Raw genomic sequence first — 17,021 nt, 5'->3', positions numbered from 1 at the left:
CGGCCCCGCACCCGGGGCCGGGCCTGGCACACTCCGCGCATGCCCCAGGCCGTCGTCGCGACCTTCGACCCCGCCGCCGACGCCGCCCTCCGCGCCCTGCGCGCCCGCACCGGCGCCGCCGAGCACCCCCTGCCCCCGCACCTGACCTTCGCCGCCGCCTCGGAGATCCCCACCAGGACCCGCGCTGCCCTCGCGGCCGAGCTGCGCCTGCTCTCCCTGCCCGCGGTGTGGCTGTCCTCCCTCGCCACCTTCGCCACCACCGAGAACGTCCTCATGCTCGGCGCGGTCACCGACGGCGAGCTCCTCGCCGTCCACACCGCGCTGCACGACGTGCTGGCGGGCAAGGTCCGCAACCCCAACACCTACTACCTGCCGGGCAACTGGGTCCCCCACGTCGCCCTCCTCTCGGGCGCCCCCGACGACCACGTCGTCCGCGCCTTCGGCGCCCTGTTCCCGGTCGACCCGATCCGCTGCCGCGTCCACAAGGTGTCGGTGATCGACAGCGCGGGCCCCGAGGACGTCCTCTACACCCGCTGAGCAGGCCGGGTCAGCGGGCGAGGACGTCGGAGAGGAAGGCCTCGACGGCGCCGCGGTAGGTGTCCGGGGCGGAGTCGTGGATGAGGTGGCCGCTGCCGGGGACGACGAGGTGGGTGGCCTCGCCCGCGCAGCGGCGGGCGACCTCGGCCTGCTGGCCCGGCGGCATGACGGAGTGCTCGGCCTCCAGGACGAGCAGGGGGCAGCGGACCGCCTCGACGTCGGACCAGAAGTCGCGGGTGCCCCACTCCTCGGCGGTGGCGAACAGGTCCTCCAGGTCCGCGATGAGGCGGTAGCCGCCGTCGCGCTCCTCGACGCACTCGGCGAAGTAGTCGCCCGCGGGGCCGAAGAAGTCCCGGACGTGCGACAGCGACGGGAACGGGACCGGCCACCGCGCGAACAGCGCCCGCCAGGAGTCGGCGGTGCGACCGCGCAGGTCGACCCCGACGTCCTCGGTGACGACGGCGCGGACGAGGTCGGGGCGGCGGGCGGCGGCGACGAGGGAGTGCAGGGCGCCCATCGAGTGGCCCACCAGCACGGCCGGTTCGCCCAAGCCTTCGAGCACGCCCACCAGGTCGGCCACGAAGTCCTCGGTGCGCTGCGGGCCGCGGTGGGGGTTGCGGCCGTGGGCGCGGGCGTCGTAGCCCAGGACCCGGCCGTGGCGGGTCAGCCAGGGGGCGCAGGACCACCAGGTCGCGGCGCGGCCCATCAGCGCGTGCTGGAGCAGCAGCGGGGTGCCGGTGCCGCCGAACTCGACGAGGTCCACGCGGGCGAGTTTGCCCGACGCCACTCGGAGCACACGGGTGGGCGGTCATGATGGGCGCCATGGCACCCCCGTTCCGGACCACCGCGACGCTGCTGGCCGCCGTGGCGCTCGCCGGGTGCACCAACGCCCCGCCCGCCCCCGAGGCGCCGTCCTCCGCGTCCACCACCACCCCCCGGGCGCAGCAAGCCGGGGCCGGGGCCGGGGGCATCGGCGACGCCTACTACCCCGAGGACGGCAACGGCGGGTACGACGCGCTGGACTACGCCGTCGGCATCACCTACGACCCCGCCGGGAAGCACCTCGACGGCGACACGACCGTCACGGCCAAGGCCACCCAGGACCTGTCCCGGTTCAACCTCGACCTCTCCGGGTTCGACGTGCGCGCGGTGCAGGTGGACGGCCAGGACGCGCAGTTCGCCCGCGACGGCGAGCACGAGCTGGTGATCACCCCGAAGCCCCCCGTCGCCGCGGGTGCGACGTTCAAGACCCGCGTCGTCTACTCGGGCACGCCCACCACCGACGAGGGCGGCCTCGGTGAGAACGGCTGGCAGGTGTCGCGCTCGGGCGGGGCGTACGTGGCGGGCGAGCCGCACTCGGCCTCGACCTGGTACCCGGTCAACGACCACCCGCGCGACAAGGCCACCTTCAGCGTCGACGCGAAGGTGCCCAACGGCTGGTCCGTGGTGTCCAACGGCGTCGAGGAACCGTCGCGCGAGGACGGCGGGTGGACGACGTTCCGCTGGGTGGAGAAGGGCAGGGTCGCGCCCTACGTGACCACCGTCGCCATCGACAAGTGGACGTTCGTGCGCTCGCAGCTGCCCGACGGCACACCGGTCGTGGACGCCTACGCCCCCGGCGTGGAGGGCAAGAGGGCCGACGAGTCGCGGGTGCCGGAGGTGCTGGCGTTCCTCGCCACCAAGTTCGGCCCGTACCCGCAGACCTCGGCGGGCGGGATCTTCCTCAACGAGAACATCCGCTTCTCCCTGGAGACCCAGGGCAGGCCGATCTACGCCAAGTGGGCCGACCTCGACACGATCGTGCACGAGCAGGCCCACCAGTGGTACGGCGACAGCGTGTCCGTGCAGAGCTGGGCCGACATCTGCCTCAACGAGTGCCTGGCCTCCTACGCCTCCTGGCTGTGGGACGAGCACACCGGCACCGACCTCGACGAGCGCTTCCGCGACACCGTGGACGAGGTGGGCGGCAACAGCCGGTTCTGGAACCGCAAGCTCTACGACATGGGCGCGGGCAACGAGTTCACCGCCGTCTACGACAAGGGCCCGCTCGCGGTGCACGCCCTGCGCCGCAAGATCGGCGACGACAAGTTCGACGCGCTGCTCAAGCGGTGGTTCAGCACCCACCGCGACGGCAACGCCTCGTGGCCGGAGTTCGAGCGGATGGCCGTCGAGGTGTCCGGGGTGCCCGGCCTGGAGCCGTTCCTGGCGTCCTGGTTCCGCGCCGCGGCCAAGCCGGCAGGCGACGACCTGTTCCCCGGCACGCTGCGGTAACCGCGACCTGGGAAGCTGGACGGGTGCAGGTCGCCATCCTGGGCCCGCTGCGCGTCACCGGCGCGGGCGGCGCGGAGGTCGAGCCGGGCGGGACCCGGTTGCGGGTGCTGCTCGCCCGCTTGGCGCTGGACGCGGGCCGGGTGGTGGCGCCCGCCGCGCTCATCGACGCGCTGTGGGGCGAGCGGCCGCCCGTCGACGCCACCGGCGCCCTCCAGTCGCTGGTGTCCCGGCTGCGCCGCGCGCTGCGCCCGGCCGCCGAGGGCGCGCTGGAGTCCAGCGCCACCGGCTACCGGCTCGCGGTGGCCCCCGACGACGTCGACGCGCACCGGTTCGAGCGGCTGGCCGCCGCGGGCCGCCGGGCCGCGCGCGAGGGGCGCCCGGCCGAGGCGGTGGCGTGCCTGGACGAGGCGCTGGGGCTGTGGCGGGGCCCGGCGCTGGCCGGGTTGGGCGACGCGCCGTTCGCCCACGCCGCCGCGGCCCGGCTGGCCGAGCTGCGCGCCTCGGCCGCGGAGGACCGGCTGGCCGCCGTGGTGGACCTGGGCGGGCACGCCGACGCCGTCGCCGGGCTGCGCGAGCTGGTGGCCGAGCACCCGCTGCGCGAGCGCGCCGCCGGGGTGCTGGTGCGGGCGCTGGCGCTGTCCGGGCGGCAGGCCGAGGCGCTGGCCGAGGTCGACCGGGTGCGCCGGGCGCTGGCCGAGGAGCTGGGCGTGGAGCCCTCCGCCGAGCTGCGCGAGCTGCACCTGTCCGTGCTGCGCGGCGACCTCGCCCCGGCCGCGGCCCGCGCCGCCTCCCCGGCGCTGACCAGCTTCATCGGCAGGCAGGCCGAGCTGGCGGAGGTGCGCGCCCTGCTCGGCTCGGCGCGCCTGGTGACCCTGGTGGGGCCGGGCGGGGCGGGCAAGACCCGGCTGGCGCGGGAGGTGGCCGCCGCCGCGGGCGGCCCGACGTGGGTGGCCGAGCTGGCCCCGGTGCGCGACCCGGTGGACGTGGCGGGCGCGGTGCTCAGCGCGGTGGGCGCCCGCGACGCGCCCCTGGTGGACACCCCCGCCGGGCAGGCGGCGGCCCGGCAGGCGGAGCCGCTCGACCGGGCCGTGGAGTCGCTGTCGGCCCAGCCGGGGCTGCTGGTGCTGGACAACTGCGAGCACCTGGTGGAGGCGGCCGCTGAGCTGGCCGACGCGGTGCTGTCCCGCTGCCCCCGGCTGACGGTGCTGGCCACCAGCCGCGAACCGCTGGCCATCACCGGCGAGGTGGTGTTCGGCGTCGGCCCGCTGGGGCTGCCCGACGAGCAGGCGGGCACCGAGGAGGTCCTGGCGGCCGACGCGGTGCGGCTGTTCGCCGACCGGGCCGCCGCGGCCTCGCCCGGGTTCGCCGCGGCCGAGCACGCCGCCGAGGTCGCGCGGATCTGCCGCGGCCTCGACGGGCTGCCGCTGGCGCTGGAGCTGGCCGCGGCCCGGCTGCGGTCGATGACCCTGCGCCAGGTCAGCGACCGGCTCGACGACCGGTTCCGGCTGCTCACCGGGGGCAGCCGCACCTCGCTGCCCCGGCACCGCACGCTGCGCGCGGTGGTGGAGTGGAGCTGGGACCTGCTGGACAAGCCCGAGCGGCTGCTGCTGGCCAGGCTGTCGGTGTTCCCCGCGCCCGCCGCCGAGACCGCCGTGGTGGTCGTGGCCGCCGACGACGACCTGCTGCCCGCCGCGGACGTGGTCTACGTGCTGGCCTCGCTGGTGGAGAAGTCGCTGGTGCAGGTGGCCACCGGCCGCGACGGCCTGGTGCGCCACCGGGTGCTGGAGACCGTGCGCGCCTACGCCGCCGAGCGGCTGGCCGAGCAGGGCCCGGCCGAGGTGGCCAGGACCAGGGCCGCGTTCACCCGGGCGGTGCTGGAGTTCCTCGTGGTGGCCGACCCCGGCCTGCGCGGGCACGACCAGCTGCTGTGGATGCGGCGGATGGCCGCCGAGCAGGACAGCCTGCTGGCCGCCACGCGCACCGCCGCCGAGGACGGCGACGCCGAGTCGGCCGGGGCGCTGGCCCTGCGCGCGGCCTGGTTCTGGCTGGTCAGCGGCCAGCACCAGGAGGCCATGGCGATGACCAGGGTGGTCGCCCCGCTCGCCGACCGGATGTCCCCGGCGACCAGGGCCACCCTGCGGGCCATGCGCACCTTCGACGACGTGGGCGGGCTGCCCGACCGGGAGGCGATCCTGGCCACCCACGCCGAGCTGCGCGCGGCGGAGGCGGTGCTGGTGTACCCGATGCTGGCCATGCTCGGGCCGATGCTCGCCGCCTTCGGCGGGTTCGCCGAGCAGGCGCACGCCGACATCGCCGCGGTGGCCGACCACCCGGACCCGTGGGCGCGGGCGATGGCGCAGCTGGCGCTGGCGTTCCTGCTGGAGAACGAGGGCGACATGGCGGGCGCCGAGACCGCGGCGCAGGCGGCCCTGGCGCGCTTCCGCGAGGTCGGGGACCGGTGGGGGCAGGCGATGGCCATCGGCCACATCGCCGAGCGCCGCTCGCTGGCGGGCGACCACGCCGCGGCGATCGCGGCGAACGAGCGGGCCATGCGGCTGGTGGCCGACTTCGGCTCCCCCGAGGACACCCCGGGGATGCTGGCCAGGCTGGGCGAGCAGCGCGGCCGGGCCGGGGACGGCGCGGGCGCCGAGGCCGACTTCCGCGCCGCGCTGGCGATGCTGGTCGAGCGGCCCACCAACGACCTGGGCGTGCTGGTGCGTTGCTGGCTGGCCACGCTGCTGCGACGCCTGGGCAGGCTCGACGACGCGGTGGCCGAGCACGCCGCCGCCACCGCCCAGTTCGCGGGCCTGGGCAGGCGCTCACCGCACCTGGGCGCGCTGCACGCGGTGTGCGGGGCGGACCTGGCCATCGCCCGCGGCGACCTGCCCGCGGCCTGGGACCTGCTGCGCGCGGCGCTGGGCGAGACCTCCCGCGGCCCGGACATGCCGGTGGTCGCGGGGATCGCGGAGGTGGCCGCGCAGGCACGCTGGGCGGGCGGCGACGCGGTGGGCGCGGCCGAGCTGCTGGGCACGGCCGCGGCCCTGCGCGGCGGGCAGGACCTGGGCAACCCCGACCTGGTGCTGCTGCGGGCCGAGTTGGCCGCCGCGCTCGACGACGCGGGCGCGGTGCTGGCGCGGGCCGCGGCCGCGGACCGGGCGGAGGCGCTGCCCGCCCTGCACGCCGCGGTCGCGGCCCACGCCGGCGTCCACTGAGGACTCAGCTCATCCTGCGCTTGTAGGCGCGCAGCGCCAGCGGGAAGAACACCGCCGCGATGGCGACGGCCCAGACGAACGCCCAGAACGCGTCGCCCGCCCACTCCCCGCCGAGCAGCAGCCCGCGCGCGGCGTCGGCCAGCAGCGTCACCGGGTTGATGTTCACCCACGCCTGCAACCAGCCCGGCATGGTGGCCGCGGGCACGAACACGTTGCTGCCGAAGGTGAGCGGCAGGATGAACGCCACCATGGTGCCCGGCACCGCCTGCGGGCTCTTGACCAGCATGCCCACCAACACCGACACCCAGCACAGGCAAAGCCCGAACAGCACCATCAGCGCGACGGCGATGAGGAAGCGCACCGGGTCGGTCTGCACCCGGAAGCCGAGCACCACCGCGAACACGACCAGCACGCCCAGGGTCACCACGAACCGCACCACGTCGCCGAGCACCGCGCCGACCAGCGGCGCCGAGCGGGCGATCGGCATGGCCCGGAACCGGTCGAACACGCCGTTGGTGATGTCGGTGTTGAGCGCCATCCCGGTGCCCAGGCTGGCGAAGGCGATGTTCTGCACCATCAGCCCCGGCAGCAGCAGCTGGAGGTACTGGTCGGTGCTGCCCGCGATCGCGCCGCCGAACAGGTAGACGAACAGCAGCAGGAAGATGATCGGCTGGAGCGTCACGTCCAGCAGCGACGCCGGGTTCTTGCGGGTCTTGGTCAGCGAGCGGCCCGCCAGCGCGAGCCCGTGGCGCAGGGCCTGGGCCGGGGTGACGGTGCGGGCCGGTGCGACGGCGGCGGTCATGCCGGGCTCCCCTCGTGGACTCGGTCGGTGCGCCCGGTCAGGGTCAGGAAGACCTCGTCCAGGCTGGGCAGGCGCAGGGCGAGCTCGTCGGCGGTGATGCCCGCCTCGTCCAGGCGGCGCACCACCGCCGAGAGCAGCACCGGGTCGTCGACCGGGGTGCTCAGCAGGCCGCCCTCGGTGTCGGTGACCGGGTCGGCGCCGGTGAGGTCGCGCAGGATGGCCGCGACGGCGGGCAGGTCGGCGGCCACGGTGGGCCGCACCTGGAGCGTCTGGCTGCCGGTGCGCCGCTTGAGCTCGTTGGGCGTGCCGCCCGCGATGACCTTGCCGTGGTCGATGACGGTGATCAGGTCGGCCAGCTGGTCGGCCTCCTCCAGGTACTGCGTGGTCAGCAGCACCGTGACCCCGTCGGCGACCAGCGACCGCACCGTCGACCACACCTCGTTGCGGCTGTGCGGGTCGAGGCCGGTGGTGGGCTCGTCGAGGTAGAGGACCTCCGGGCGGCCGACCAGGCTGGCGGCCAGGTCGGCGCGGCGGCGCATGCCCCCGGAGTAGGTCTTCACCGCCCGCGCGGCCGCGTCGGTGAGCTCGAAGCGGTCCAGCAGGTCCGCCGCGCGCGCCTTGGCCTGGGCCTTGGCCATGCCCAGCAGCCTGCCGATGAGCACCAGGTTCTCGGTGCCGGAGAGGTCCTCGTCGATCGAGGCGTACTGACCGGTCAGCCCGATCAGCCCGCGCACGGCGTTGGCCTCGGTGACCACGTCGTGCCCGCCGACCCTGGCGGTGCCCGCGTCGGCGCGCAGCAGCGTGGCCAGCACCCGCACCGCGGTGGTCTTGCCCGCGCCGTTGGGCCCGAGCACCCCCAGCACCTTCCCCCTGGGCACGGCCAGGTCGACCCCGTCGAGCGCGGTGGTGGCGCCGAAGCGCTTCACCAACCCCTCGGCCTCGACGGCCAGCTCGGAGTTCATGGTTTCCCCCTTCTCGTGGATGCCACCAGCGTGCCCGCCGCCGCTGTCAGCGCGGGCACAGCGCGCTGTCAGGTCTCCTCTCGGTGACAGCGGCCGCCGCCGGACCCTGGCAGCGCCGCGCGTCAGGCATCCTGGGTGCATGGCCGTGCGACCACCGGCTCCGCTGGAGACCGGCTACTGGGAGGAGCACCAGGAACCACCCCGCCGCAGGCGCAGGCGCTGGGTGACGGTCCTGGTGGCCCTGCTGGTGCTGCTCCTGCTCGGCTTCGTCGTCCTGCGGCTGAGCGGGTGGGACGGCAACCGCTTCACCGTCGCCGCGGTCGCCCTGACCCCGTACGCGGGCGCCGCCGGGGTGGTGGTGGTCCTGTTCGCCCTGCTCGTGGGCAGGCGGATGTGGTCGTTCGTGGCCCTGCTGCTCACCGCGTCGATCGGCGTGGTGCTCACCCCCCGCGTCCTGCCCGACGGCCAGGCCCTGCCCGACGGCCAGCACGTGCGCGTGATGACCGCCAACCTGCGCCTCGGCCTGGCCGACCTCCCCGCCTTCTACCGCCTGGTCCGCGACGCCAAGGTCGACATCCTCACCCTGCAGGAGCTGACCCCGGCCGCCATCGCCGCCCTCGACCGCGAGGGCATCGCCGACCTGCTGCCCAACCGCGTCCTGCGCCTCAAGCCCGGCGGCGCGGGCGGCGGCATCCTGGCCAAGGTCCCGCTCCGCCAGATCGTCCTCAACGACCAGCCCACCACCTTCGAGATGCCCGCCGCCGTCGCCGACCTCTCCGGCAACCAGGACATCGAGGTCATGTCCGTGCACACCGTCCCCCCGGTCGGCTCCGAGTCCGACCGCGCCCAGTGGCAGCGCGAACTGGCCGCCCTCCCCAGCCCCGACGCCCGCACCCGCCCCCGCGTCCTCGCGGGCGACTTCAACGCCACCCTCGACCACGGCTCCCTCACCCGCCTCTTGGACCGCGGCTACACCGACGCCGCCGAGGCGACCGGCGAGGCCCTCCGGCCGACCTGGTCCCAGCCGCCCCTCGGGTTGCCGGTCGGGCTCGACCATGTCCTCTACGACCGCCGCATCGGGGCGCAGATGACTGCCGTCTACGAGATCGCGGGCAGCGACCACAACGCGGTGTTCACGGAGCTGGTCCTGCCTCGTTGATCCCGCCGGGTGCTTTCGCGAGCAGGAGAGCGCGGGATTTCAGGGGCGGGCTCGATGCGGTGGACCTGTTTGGGCGGGGCCCCTACGGCGATCATGAGCTGAGAGAGCGGGAAAAGCTGGGGCCACAAGAGCACCTCGTAACGCTTGCCTGACAGTGCGAAGCAGCGCGCCCACCCACACAACCGCCGGCCCGGCTACGGGGGTGCTCGATGTGGTGGTTGTGCTTGTCCGGGGAAGGCGATCATGTGCTACCCACGGCGGGGGGTGGGGCCGCAGGCCTCACCTTTTCCCCACCCCGAGCACATGATCGCCGCAGGGGCCCCGGTCAAGCACAACCACCACATCGAGCCAGCAAAGAAAATCCCGCGCCTTTCCATCCGCCGAAGCCGAAGGCGAGGCGACACATGCACCAGCCAAACCTCACACCACAGCGTCCAACGCCCGCAGTGCCTCCAACGCGGGCATGGCCAGCGACACCCCCCGCCCGTGCCGCACCTCAGCCTCCCGCACGTTGACCCGGATCAACCCCCCAGAAGCAGCACTGGCCAATTCCGCGTACCGCCGCACCGTGGGCACGGCCTTCCCCGCCCCCACCTCCACGACCACCAACCGCCCCGCAGACCGCCGCCAGTCGGTCAGCGCGTCGAGTTGTCCCTGGGAGCGGGACGGCACCCAGTCCCCGTCCCCGAACATCAGGATGTTCGGCCGGGCCAGACCACCGCAGTGCGGGCACGCGGGCAGCTCCCCCACCGCGCGCATGGTCTCCGGGTCCACCTCGACCTCAGCGTCGTTCACCCACACCTCCTGGCGGCAGGGCAGGACGCACTGGAGGTGGTGGATGCTGCCGTGCACCTCGGCGACGCCCGTAAAGCCCGCCCGCTGGAACTGGCCGTCCACGTTCGAGGTGAACACGCGCGCGCCCCACCCGCGCAGGACGTCGAAGCCCTCGTGGGGGGTGGTGGCGCGGTAGAGGTGGAGGCGGTGGCCGTAGAAGCCCCAGGCCAGCTCCGGGTCCGAGGCGAAGTGGACGGGGTCGGCCAGTTCCTCGAAGGCGAGGCCGAGGCGGGCGTAGGGCGGGTAGGCGCGCCAGAAGCCCTCGGTGCCGCGGAAGTCGGGCAGGCCGGAGTCGACGCCCATCCCGGCGCCCGCGGCGACCAGGACGGCGTCGGCCCCGCGGAGGAGGGCGGCGGCGCGCTGGAGCGCGTCGTCCACCGGGGCTACGGGGTGGGCTTGGGGGTGGAGCTCTGGACGACCTCGAACTCCAGGACCGAGGAGCCGGTGCCGACCGGGCGGGCGCGCTCGCCCGCGTGCGCGGCCTTGGCCGAGCCGGACATCCAGGCCTGGAAGTGCTCGTCGCTCTCCCAGCGGGTGAGCACGAAGTAGCGGGTCTCCCCGGCCACCGGGCGCAGGAGCTCGAAGCCGAGGAAGCCGGGCTCGTTGTCGACCGCGCCCAGCCGGGCGGCGAAGCGCCGCTCCAGCTCCGGGCCCGCGCCGTCGGGGACCTCGATCGCGTTGATCTTCACGACTGCCATGGGTCCAGGTTAGGTGATCGCGGCCGGGACCGGCGGGTGCCGCCGGACACGCCGGAAGGCGGCTCCCCCGAGGGGGAACCGCCTTCCGGTGGTCGTGCGCCCGGCGATCAGCCTTCGGCGCCGTCCTCGCCCTCGGGCGCGGACGGGGCGGACAGCTCCACCGGCGGGGAGTCGGGCACCGAGCTGGGCTTGGGCTCGCCGCGGAAGACGAACTTCGCCTTGTCGGCGTTGGCCTCCTCGCCGTCCCAGCCCTCGACGTCGGCGATGACGATCTGGCCGGCCTGGATCTCGCCGAACAGGATCTTCTCCGACAGCTGGTCCTCGATCTCGCGCTGGATCGTGCGGCGCAGCGGCCGCGCGCCCAGCACCGGGTCGAACCCGCGCTTGGCCAGCAGCAGCTTGGCCCGCTCGGTCAGCTCGATCGCCATGTCCTTGTTCTTCAGCTGGGTCTCGACCCGGCCGATCATCAGGTCGACCATCTGGATGATCTGCGGCTCGGTCAGCTGGTGGAACACGATGATGTCGTCGATGCGGTTGAGGAACTCGGGCCGGAAGTGCTTCTTGAGCTCGTCGTTGACCTTGTTCTTCATCCGCTCGTAGTTCGACCCCTGGTCGTTGCCGGAGGTGAACCCGAGGCCCACGGCCTTGGAGATGTCCTGGGTGCCCAGGTTGGAGGTGAAGATCAGCACGGTGTTCTTGAAGTCGACCGTGCGGCCCTGGCCGTCGGTGAGGCGGCCGTCCTCGAGCACCTGCAGGAGGGTGTTGTAGATCTCCTGGTGCGCCTTCTCGATCTCGTCGAACAGCACCACCGAGAACGGCTTGCGCCGCACCTTCTCGGTGAGCTGGCCGCCCTCCTCGTAGCCGACGTACCCGGGGGGCGCGCCGAACAGCCGCGAGGCGGTGTAGCGGTCGTGGAACTCGCCCATGTCGATCTGGATGAGCGCGTCGTCCTCACCGAAGAGGAAGGCCGCGAGCGCCTTGGACAGCTCGGTCTTGCCGACGCCCGAGGGGCCGGCGAAGATGAACGACCCGGACGGGCGCTTGGGGTCCTTGAGGCCCGCGCGGGTGCGGCGGATCGCCTGGGAGACGGCCTTGACGGCGTCCTCCTGGCCGATGATCCGCTTGTGCAGCTCGTCCTCCATGCGCAGGAGGCGGGTGGTCTCCTCCTCGGTGAGCTTGAAGACGGGGATGCCGGTCCAGTTGGCCAGCACCTCCGCGATCTGCTCGTCGTCGACCTCGGCGACGACGTCGAGGTCGCCGTCCTTCCACTGCTTCTCCCGCTCGGCCTTCTGGCCCAGCAGCTGCTTCTCGTTGTCGCGCAGCTTCGCGGCCCGCTCGAAGTCCTGCGCGTCGATCGCGCTCTCCTTCTCCCGGCGCACGTCGGCGATCTTCTCGTCGAACTCGCGCAGGTCCGGCGGCGCGGTCATCCGGCGGATGCGCATCCGCGCGCCCGCCTCGTCGATCAGGTCGATCGCCTTGTCCGGCAGGAACCGGTCGTTGATGTACCGGTCGGCCAGGGTGGCGGCGGCGACCAGGGCGGCGTCGGTGATCGTGACGCGGTGGTGCGCCTCGTACCGGTCGCGCAGGCCCTTGAGGATCTCGATGGTGTGCTCCAGGGACGGCTCGCCGACCTGGATGGGCTGGAAGCGGCGCTCCAGCGCGGGGTCCTTCTCGACGTACTTGCGGTACTCGTCGAGCGTGGTGGCGCCGATGGTCTGGAGCTCACCGCGGGCCAGCATCGGCTTGAGGATGCTGGCGGCGTCGATCGCGCCCTCGGCCGCGCCCGCCCCGACGAGGGTGTGGATCTCGTCGATGAACAGGATGATGTCGCCGCGGGTCTTGATCTCCTTGAGGACCTTCTTCAGGCGCTCCTCGAAGTCACCGCGGTAGCGCGAGCCCGCGACCAGCGAGCCGAGGTCGAGGGTGTAGAGCTGCTTGTCCTTGAGGGTCTCGGGCACCTCGCCCTTGACCACCATCTGCGCCAGGCCCTCGACGACGGCGGTCTTGCCGACGCCGGGCTCGCCGATGAGGACCGGGTTGTTCTTGGTGCGGCGGGACAGCACCTGCATGACCCGCTCGATCTCCTTGGTCCGGCCGATGACCGGGTCCAGCTTGCCCTCGCGCGCCGAGGCGGTGAGGTTGCGGCCGAACTGGTCGAGGACCAGCGACGAGCTGGGGGTGCCCTCGCTGCGGCCGCCGGTCTCCGAGGACTCCTTGCCGCCCTGGTAGCCCGACAGCAGCTGCAGGACCTGCTGGCGGACCCGGTTGAGGTCGGCGCCGAGCTTGACCAGCACCTGGGCGGCCACGCCCTCGCCCTCGCGGATCAGGCCGAGCAGGATGTGCTCGGTGCCGATGTAGTTGTGCCCGAGCTGCAGCGCCTCGCGCAGCGACAGCTCCAGCACCTTCTTGGCCCTCGGGGTGAAGGGGATGTGCCCGCTCGGCGCGTGCTGGCCCTGGCCGATGATCTCCTCGACCTGCTGCCGCACGCCCTCCAGGGCGATCCCCAGCGACTCCAGCGCCTTGGCGGCGACACCCTCACCCTCGTGGATCAAGCCCAGGAGGATGTGCTCGGTGCCGATGTAGTTGTGGTTGAGCATCCTGGCCTCTTCCTGGGCCAGGACGACCACCCGCCTCGCGCGGTCGGTGAACCTCTCGAACATTCGCACTCCCTGACTGCTGCGCCGGCGGCCCCTTGTCCGCGCTCCCGGGTGGGCCGGGAGCCGGATTCAGCACCGTGGGACCACTGTAGTAGGCCCGAGCGACGGCCTCAGTGCCACTCGCGGCCGAAGCCACCCGGCGCCGTTGCCTGGCGGTCCCCTCGTCCTGGTCCAACGTGCGGTGGCCTGGAGGGATTCCGCAAGCGGGGGAGGTTCCGCTCAGCGCGAACAGCCCCGTCGAGGGCGCCTCGGGCGGTGCTCCGCGGGCCGCTGTCAGGCCGCTGTCATCCGCCGGATAGCCGAACCGGGGGTCCACAAGGTAAGGTTAGGCATACCTTCATCACCCTGTGGAGCAGGAAGGTCACGCCATGTGGAGCAGCGGCCGCGTCGCACACCGTGACGGTACGCCGTCGTGACCACGGCGCAGCGCCCCCGCCCGCGGGCGGTCACCCCCGGCGGCCCGCTGGCCGCGTCGCTGGCCCGCATCGACCCCCAGCAGGGCCGCGTCGAGCTGCGCCACGGCGACCAGCGCGGGGTGCCCGGCTGGCGCACCTGCGCCGACTTCCTCGCCGACCCCGGGGCCTTCGGCAGCTGGCGCGCGGGGCTGGCCGCCTGGCTCGACCACCAGTACGGGGAATCACCGGATCGGACGACCGCCGGTTACGTGATGTCCTGGTACCTCTGGGTGCCCGGGTACGTCGCCGGGCTGCTGTTCCACCACGAGCGCCGGGTGCCCTCGCTGCGCCCGGAGCACCTGGCCTTCCGGATGGCCGAGCCGCGCCCGCACCCCGAGGCCATCGCCGTGCTCACCCCCGGGTTCACCTGCCTGCCCGACGACCCGGACGCGGGCGACCCGCACGCCACCGCCGTCCCCGACGAGCAGGCCCTGGCCGCGGTGCTGCGCGGCCGGTTCACCGCGCACGCGGCCCGCTTCGTCGAGGTGTTCGCCGACCAGGCCCGCTTCGGCAGGCGCATGCTCTGGTCGGCGGCCACCGACGCCCTGGACAACGCGCTGTGGCTCGCGGGCCGCTACGGCGGCGACGAGCGGGCCGGGGTGGCCGACGCCGCGCTGGTCCTCGCGGACGGCCCGCGCCCGCTGACCGCCCCCTCCACCCTGCGGCAGGTCGTCGCCGCCGACGGCTCGGCGGAGTGGACCCGCCGCCGGGAGAGCTGCTGCTTCCACTACCTGCTCGACCGGGGCCAGGGCACCTGCTCGACCTGCCCCCGGCTGTCCCGCCGGGGCGGCTGAGCCCGCTCAGGCCTGCTCGTTGTAGGCGTCGAGCACCTCCGAGGGGATGCGCCCGCGGTCGGAGATGGTCATCCCGTGCTTGCGCGCCCAGTCCCGGATGGCCTGGTTCTGCTCGCGGTCGGCGCTGGCCGAGCGCGGCGCCTTCGCCACGAGCTTGCCGGTGGCGCGCTTGCGCCCGCCCGCGCGGCGCGCGCTGTCGATGAAGTCTGCGAGCAGCTCGCGCAGTTTCTCGGCATTGTCCGCAGACAAGTCGATCTGGTAGGACGCGCCGTCGAGGCCGAACTCGACCGTCTCCTCGGCGACCGACCCGTCGAGGTCGTCGACGAGGGAAACGGTGACCTTCTGCGCCATGGCTGGCCTCCTCCGTATCGCGAATGCGGACGCGCGATGGGCGATTCGGCCACCCGGTGCTGAATTGCCGCGCGCAACCACATTAGCGCAAATCCAGCGGATTGCGTGAGCCCGCGATACCCGAACGGGTCACCCCGGTCGGGCGCGCCGCCCACGGCGAATGCGGAATCGGGGCGAGTGGGCCGCTCGACCGCGGCCACCACCCGGATCCCCCGCCACCGCACCGGCGGCGGGAGCGGCGGATATACCGTTGCGCGCATGGAACCGGAGTTGTTCGCCAGGCGCGCCTCCTCCTTCGGCGCGGCCGCGGCCGACTACCACCGCCACCGCCCCGGGTACCCGGTGGAGGCCGTCGCCTGGGCGGTCGGCGACGCCGAGCGGGTGCTCGACCTCGCGGCGGGCACCGGCAAGCTCACCGAAGCCCTGCTCGACCTGGGCATCGAGGTCACCGCGGTGGAGCCGGACGAGCGCCTGCGCGAGTGGTTCCACCGGCTGTTCCCCGACGTCGCCGTCCGCGACGGCACCGCCGAGGCCATCCCGCTGCGCGACGCCTGCGTCGACGCCGTCGTGGTCGGCCAGGCCTACCACTGGTTCGACCAGGCGGCCGCCATCCCGGAAATGCTGCGGGTGCTGCGCCCCGGCGGCGTGCTGGCCACCCTCGCCAACCACGACGACCAATCGGTGCCGTGGGTCGCGGAATTGGCGTCCTTGGCGACCACCTCGATCGGCCCGCCCCGCAATCACGCCGCGCGCGTGCCCGAACACCCCGGGTTGAAGCCGCCCGAGCAGGTCCAGGTCCACCACGCCCAACGCCGCACCGCGGCCTCAATGCTGGAAACGGTGAAGACCCACAGCAACGTCTCCCAAGCCCCCGCCGCAGAACGCGCGGAGGTCCTGACCCGCGTCCGCGACTTCCTCTCCGCGAACCCCGCGACTTCGACCGGCGAGTTCGACCGCCCCCTCATCACAACCGTCATCCGCGCCGCCAAGCGGTGAGCCGGATTCGATTTCCGACCGACCGGTCGACTAGCGCCGATTCCGCTCGAAGATCAACCGCAGGCCCTCCAGGGTGAGGTCCGGGCGGTGGTGGTCGATGGTGGTGGCCTCACCGACCACGATGGGGGCCAGGCCGCCGGTGGCGATGACGGTGGGGTCGCCGGGGTGGCCCGCGGCGCGCAGTTCGGCGCGGATGCGGTGGACGAGGCCGTCGACCTGGCCCGCGTAGCCGTACATGATGCCGGATTGCAGGCACTCGACGGTGCTCTTGCCGATGACCGAGCGGGGGCGGACCATCTCGACCTTGCGCAGGGCGGCGGCGCGGGCGGCGAGGGCGTCGACGGAGATCTCGATGCCGGGCATGAAGACCCCGCCGAGGAACTCGCCCTTGGCCGAGATGACGTCGAGGTTGGTGGAGGTGCCGAAGTCGGCCACCACGCAGGCGGTGCCGAACTCGGCGTGCGCGGCCAGGGTGTTGGCGATGCGGTCGGAGCCCACCTCCTTGGGGTTGTCGACCAGCAGCGGCACGCCGGTGCGGATGCCCGGCTCCACCACCACGCGCGGCACGCCCCGGTAGTAGCGGGCGAGCATCGCCCGCACCTCGCGCAGCACCGCGGGGACGGTGGACAGGGCGGCGACCCCGGACACCCGCTCGGCGTGCTCGCCGAGCAGGCCGCGCAGGGTCATCGCCAGCTCGTCTGCGGTGGTGCGCGCGTCGGTGCGGACCCGCCAGCCGCGCAGCAGGTCGGTGCCGTTGTGCAGGCCGAAGGCGGTGTTGGTGTTGCCGACGTCGACGGTGAGCAGCACCGTCAGCGCTCGTGGGCGAGCAGGGCGTCGAGCCGGGTGGCGTCGTCGGTCTCCGAGGCCAGCAGCGCCTCGACGTCGGTGACCGCGCCGGTGCGCAGGCCGTGGCCGGACGGGACGAACGCCGCGTCGCCGCCCAGGTGCACCTGGCGGTTGTCGGCGTCGACGAACACCACGCGGGGCTCGAAGGTGCGGGCCTCGGCGTCGTCCATGACCCCGTAGGCGATGAGGATGACGATGTCGCCGGGGTGCACCAGGTGCGCGGCGGCGCCGTTGATGCCGATCACGCCGGAGCCGCGCTCGCCCTCGATGACGTAGGTCTCCAGCCGGGCGCCGTTGGTGACGTCGACGATGGCCACCTGCTCGCCGGGCAGCAGGTCCGCGGCGTCGAGCAGGTCCGGGTCGACGGTGACCGAGCCGACGTAGTGCAGGTCGGCCTGGGTGACGGTGGCCCGGTGGATCTTGGACTTGAGCATGGTGCGGAACATC

General features: G+C 73.7%; 15 protein-coding genes. 6 read left to right on the top strand and 9 right to left on the bottom strand.

The features are described 5' to 3' along the window. The first annotated feature begins 39 nt into the window (after positions 1 to 39). Positions 40 to 537 (top strand): 2'-5' RNA ligase family protein, encoded by a 498-nt coding sequence (locus BJP25_RS27750; RefSeq protein WP_075977980.1) that lies wholly within the window; start codon positions 40 to 42, stop codon positions 535 to 537. Between the two features lie 10 nt (positions 538 to 547). Here BJP25_RS27750 and BJP25_RS27745 read toward each other — a convergent pair whose 3' ends face one another. After that, positions 548 to 1,300 carry an alpha/beta fold hydrolase gene (locus tag BJP25_RS27745; RefSeq protein ID WP_075978468.1) on the bottom strand — a complete coding sequence of 251 codons (753 nt, stop codon included), beginning with the start codon at positions 1,298 to 1,300 and terminating at the stop codon, positions 548 to 550. Between the two features lie 59 nt (positions 1,301 to 1,359). On the opposite strand from BJP25_RS27745, the gene BJP25_RS27740 reads away from it, so the two are divergent. Both BJP25_RS27740 and BJP25_RS36375 read left to right on the top strand, forming a co-directional pair. Beyond that, a complete protein-coding gene (locus BJP25_RS27740) occupies positions 1,360 to 2,808 on the top strand; it encodes a M1 family metallopeptidase (protein ID WP_075978467.1) in 1,449 nt (482 codons plus the stop codon). Between the two features lie 23 nt (positions 2,809 to 2,831). Continuing rightward, a complete protein-coding gene (locus tag BJP25_RS36375) occupies positions 2,832 to 6,020 on the top strand; it encodes a BTAD domain-containing putative transcriptional regulator (protein ID WP_075977979.1) in 3,189 nt (1,062 codons plus the stop codon). Between the two features lie 4 nt (positions 6,021 to 6,024). Here the strand turns inward: BJP25_RS36375 and BJP25_RS27730 are convergent, their stop codons facing one another. Beyond that, positions 6,025 to 6,822: an ABC transporter permease gene (locus BJP25_RS27730; RefSeq protein ID WP_075977978.1), complete on the bottom strand. Its 798-nt coding sequence runs from the start codon at positions 6,820 to 6,822 to the stop codon at positions 6,025 to 6,027. Beyond that, a complete protein-coding gene (locus BJP25_RS27725; RefSeq protein ID WP_075977977.1) occupies positions 6,819 to 7,784 on the bottom strand; it encodes an ATP-binding cassette domain-containing protein in 966 nt (321 codons plus the stop codon). Before BJP25_RS27725 ends, BJP25_RS27730 begins: the two co-directional genes overlap by 4 nt. 139 nt (positions 7,785 to 7,923) lie before the next feature. On the opposite strand from BJP25_RS27725, the gene BJP25_RS27720 reads away from it, so the two are divergent. Further along, a complete protein-coding gene (locus BJP25_RS27720) occupies positions 7,924 to 8,943 on the top strand; it encodes an endonuclease/exonuclease/phosphatase family protein (RefSeq protein WP_075977976.1) in 1,020 nt (339 codons plus the stop codon). Between the two features lie 420 nt (positions 8,944 to 9,363). Here the strand turns inward: BJP25_RS27720 and BJP25_RS27715 are convergent, their stop codons facing one another. The 3 genes from BJP25_RS27715 to BJP25_RS27705 all read right to left on the bottom strand — a co-directional run bounded on the left by BJP25_RS27715 (position 9,364) and on the right by BJP25_RS27705 (position 13,135). Further along, entirely contained in the window at positions 9,364 to 10,155 is a 792-nt protein-coding gene (locus BJP25_RS27715; protein ID WP_075977975.1) for an SIR2 family NAD-dependent protein deacylase, read from the bottom strand. Between the two features lie 5 nt (positions 10,156 to 10,160). Beyond that, positions 10,161 to 10,475, bottom strand: coding sequence for an antibiotic biosynthesis monooxygenase family protein (locus BJP25_RS27710; RefSeq protein WP_075977974.1), 315 nt, complete (start codon positions 10,473 to 10,475; stop codon positions 10,161 to 10,163). A gap of 107 nt (positions 10,476 to 10,582) precedes the next feature. Further along, on the bottom strand, positions 10,583 to 13,135 hold the full coding sequence (locus tag BJP25_RS27705) for an ATP-dependent Clp protease ATP-binding subunit (RefSeq protein ID WP_075977973.1): 2,553 nt from the start codon (positions 13,133 to 13,135) through the stop codon (positions 10,583 to 10,585). A gap of 409 nt (positions 13,136 to 13,544) precedes the next feature. Between BJP25_RS27705 and BJP25_RS27700 the strand changes: the two genes are divergently transcribed. Beyond that, the gene (locus BJP25_RS27700; protein WP_143219351.1) at positions 13,545 to 14,381 is read left to right on the top strand and encodes a (2Fe-2S)-binding protein; all 837 of its coding nucleotides are present in this window, start codon (positions 13,545 to 13,547) and stop codon (positions 14,379 to 14,381) included. A gap of 6 nt (positions 14,382 to 14,387) precedes the next feature. On the opposite strand, the gene BJP25_RS27695 is transcribed toward BJP25_RS27700, so the two are convergent. Next, on the bottom strand, positions 14,388 to 14,732 hold the full coding sequence (locus BJP25_RS27695) for a histone-like nucleoid-structuring protein Lsr2 (protein WP_075977972.1): 345 nt from the start codon (positions 14,730 to 14,732) through the stop codon (positions 14,388 to 14,390). Between the two features lie 258 nt (positions 14,733 to 14,990). Here BJP25_RS27695 and BJP25_RS27690 point away from each other — a divergent pair, with 258 nt between their 5' ends. After that, a complete protein-coding gene (locus BJP25_RS27690) occupies positions 14,991 to 15,728 on the top strand; it encodes a class I SAM-dependent methyltransferase (protein WP_075977971.1) in 738 nt (245 codons plus the stop codon). Between the two features lie 30 nt (positions 15,729 to 15,758). On the opposite strand, the gene BJP25_RS27685 is transcribed toward BJP25_RS27690, so the two are convergent. Further along, positions 15,759 to 16,535, bottom strand: a complete 777-nt coding sequence (locus BJP25_RS27685; RefSeq protein WP_075977970.1) for a type III pantothenate kinase — start codon at positions 16,533 to 16,535, stop codon at positions 15,759 to 15,761. Positions 16,536 to 16,537: 2 nt separating this feature from the next. Then, positions 16,538 to 17,020, bottom strand: a complete 483-nt coding sequence (gene panD, locus BJP25_RS27680; RefSeq protein ID WP_075977969.1) for an aspartate 1-decarboxylase — start codon at positions 17,018 to 17,020, stop codon at positions 16,538 to 16,540. Position 17,021 lies beyond the last annotated feature (1 nt).

The organism is Actinokineospora bangkokensis (assembly GCF_001940455.1).
In the GTDB taxonomy this organism is placed as follows: domain Bacteria; phylum Actinomycetota; class Actinomycetes; order Mycobacteriales; family Pseudonocardiaceae; genus Actinokineospora; species Actinokineospora bangkokensis.
Note: the sequence above shows the minus strand (reverse complement) of the source record. Positions and strands in the feature narration are given on the sequence as shown.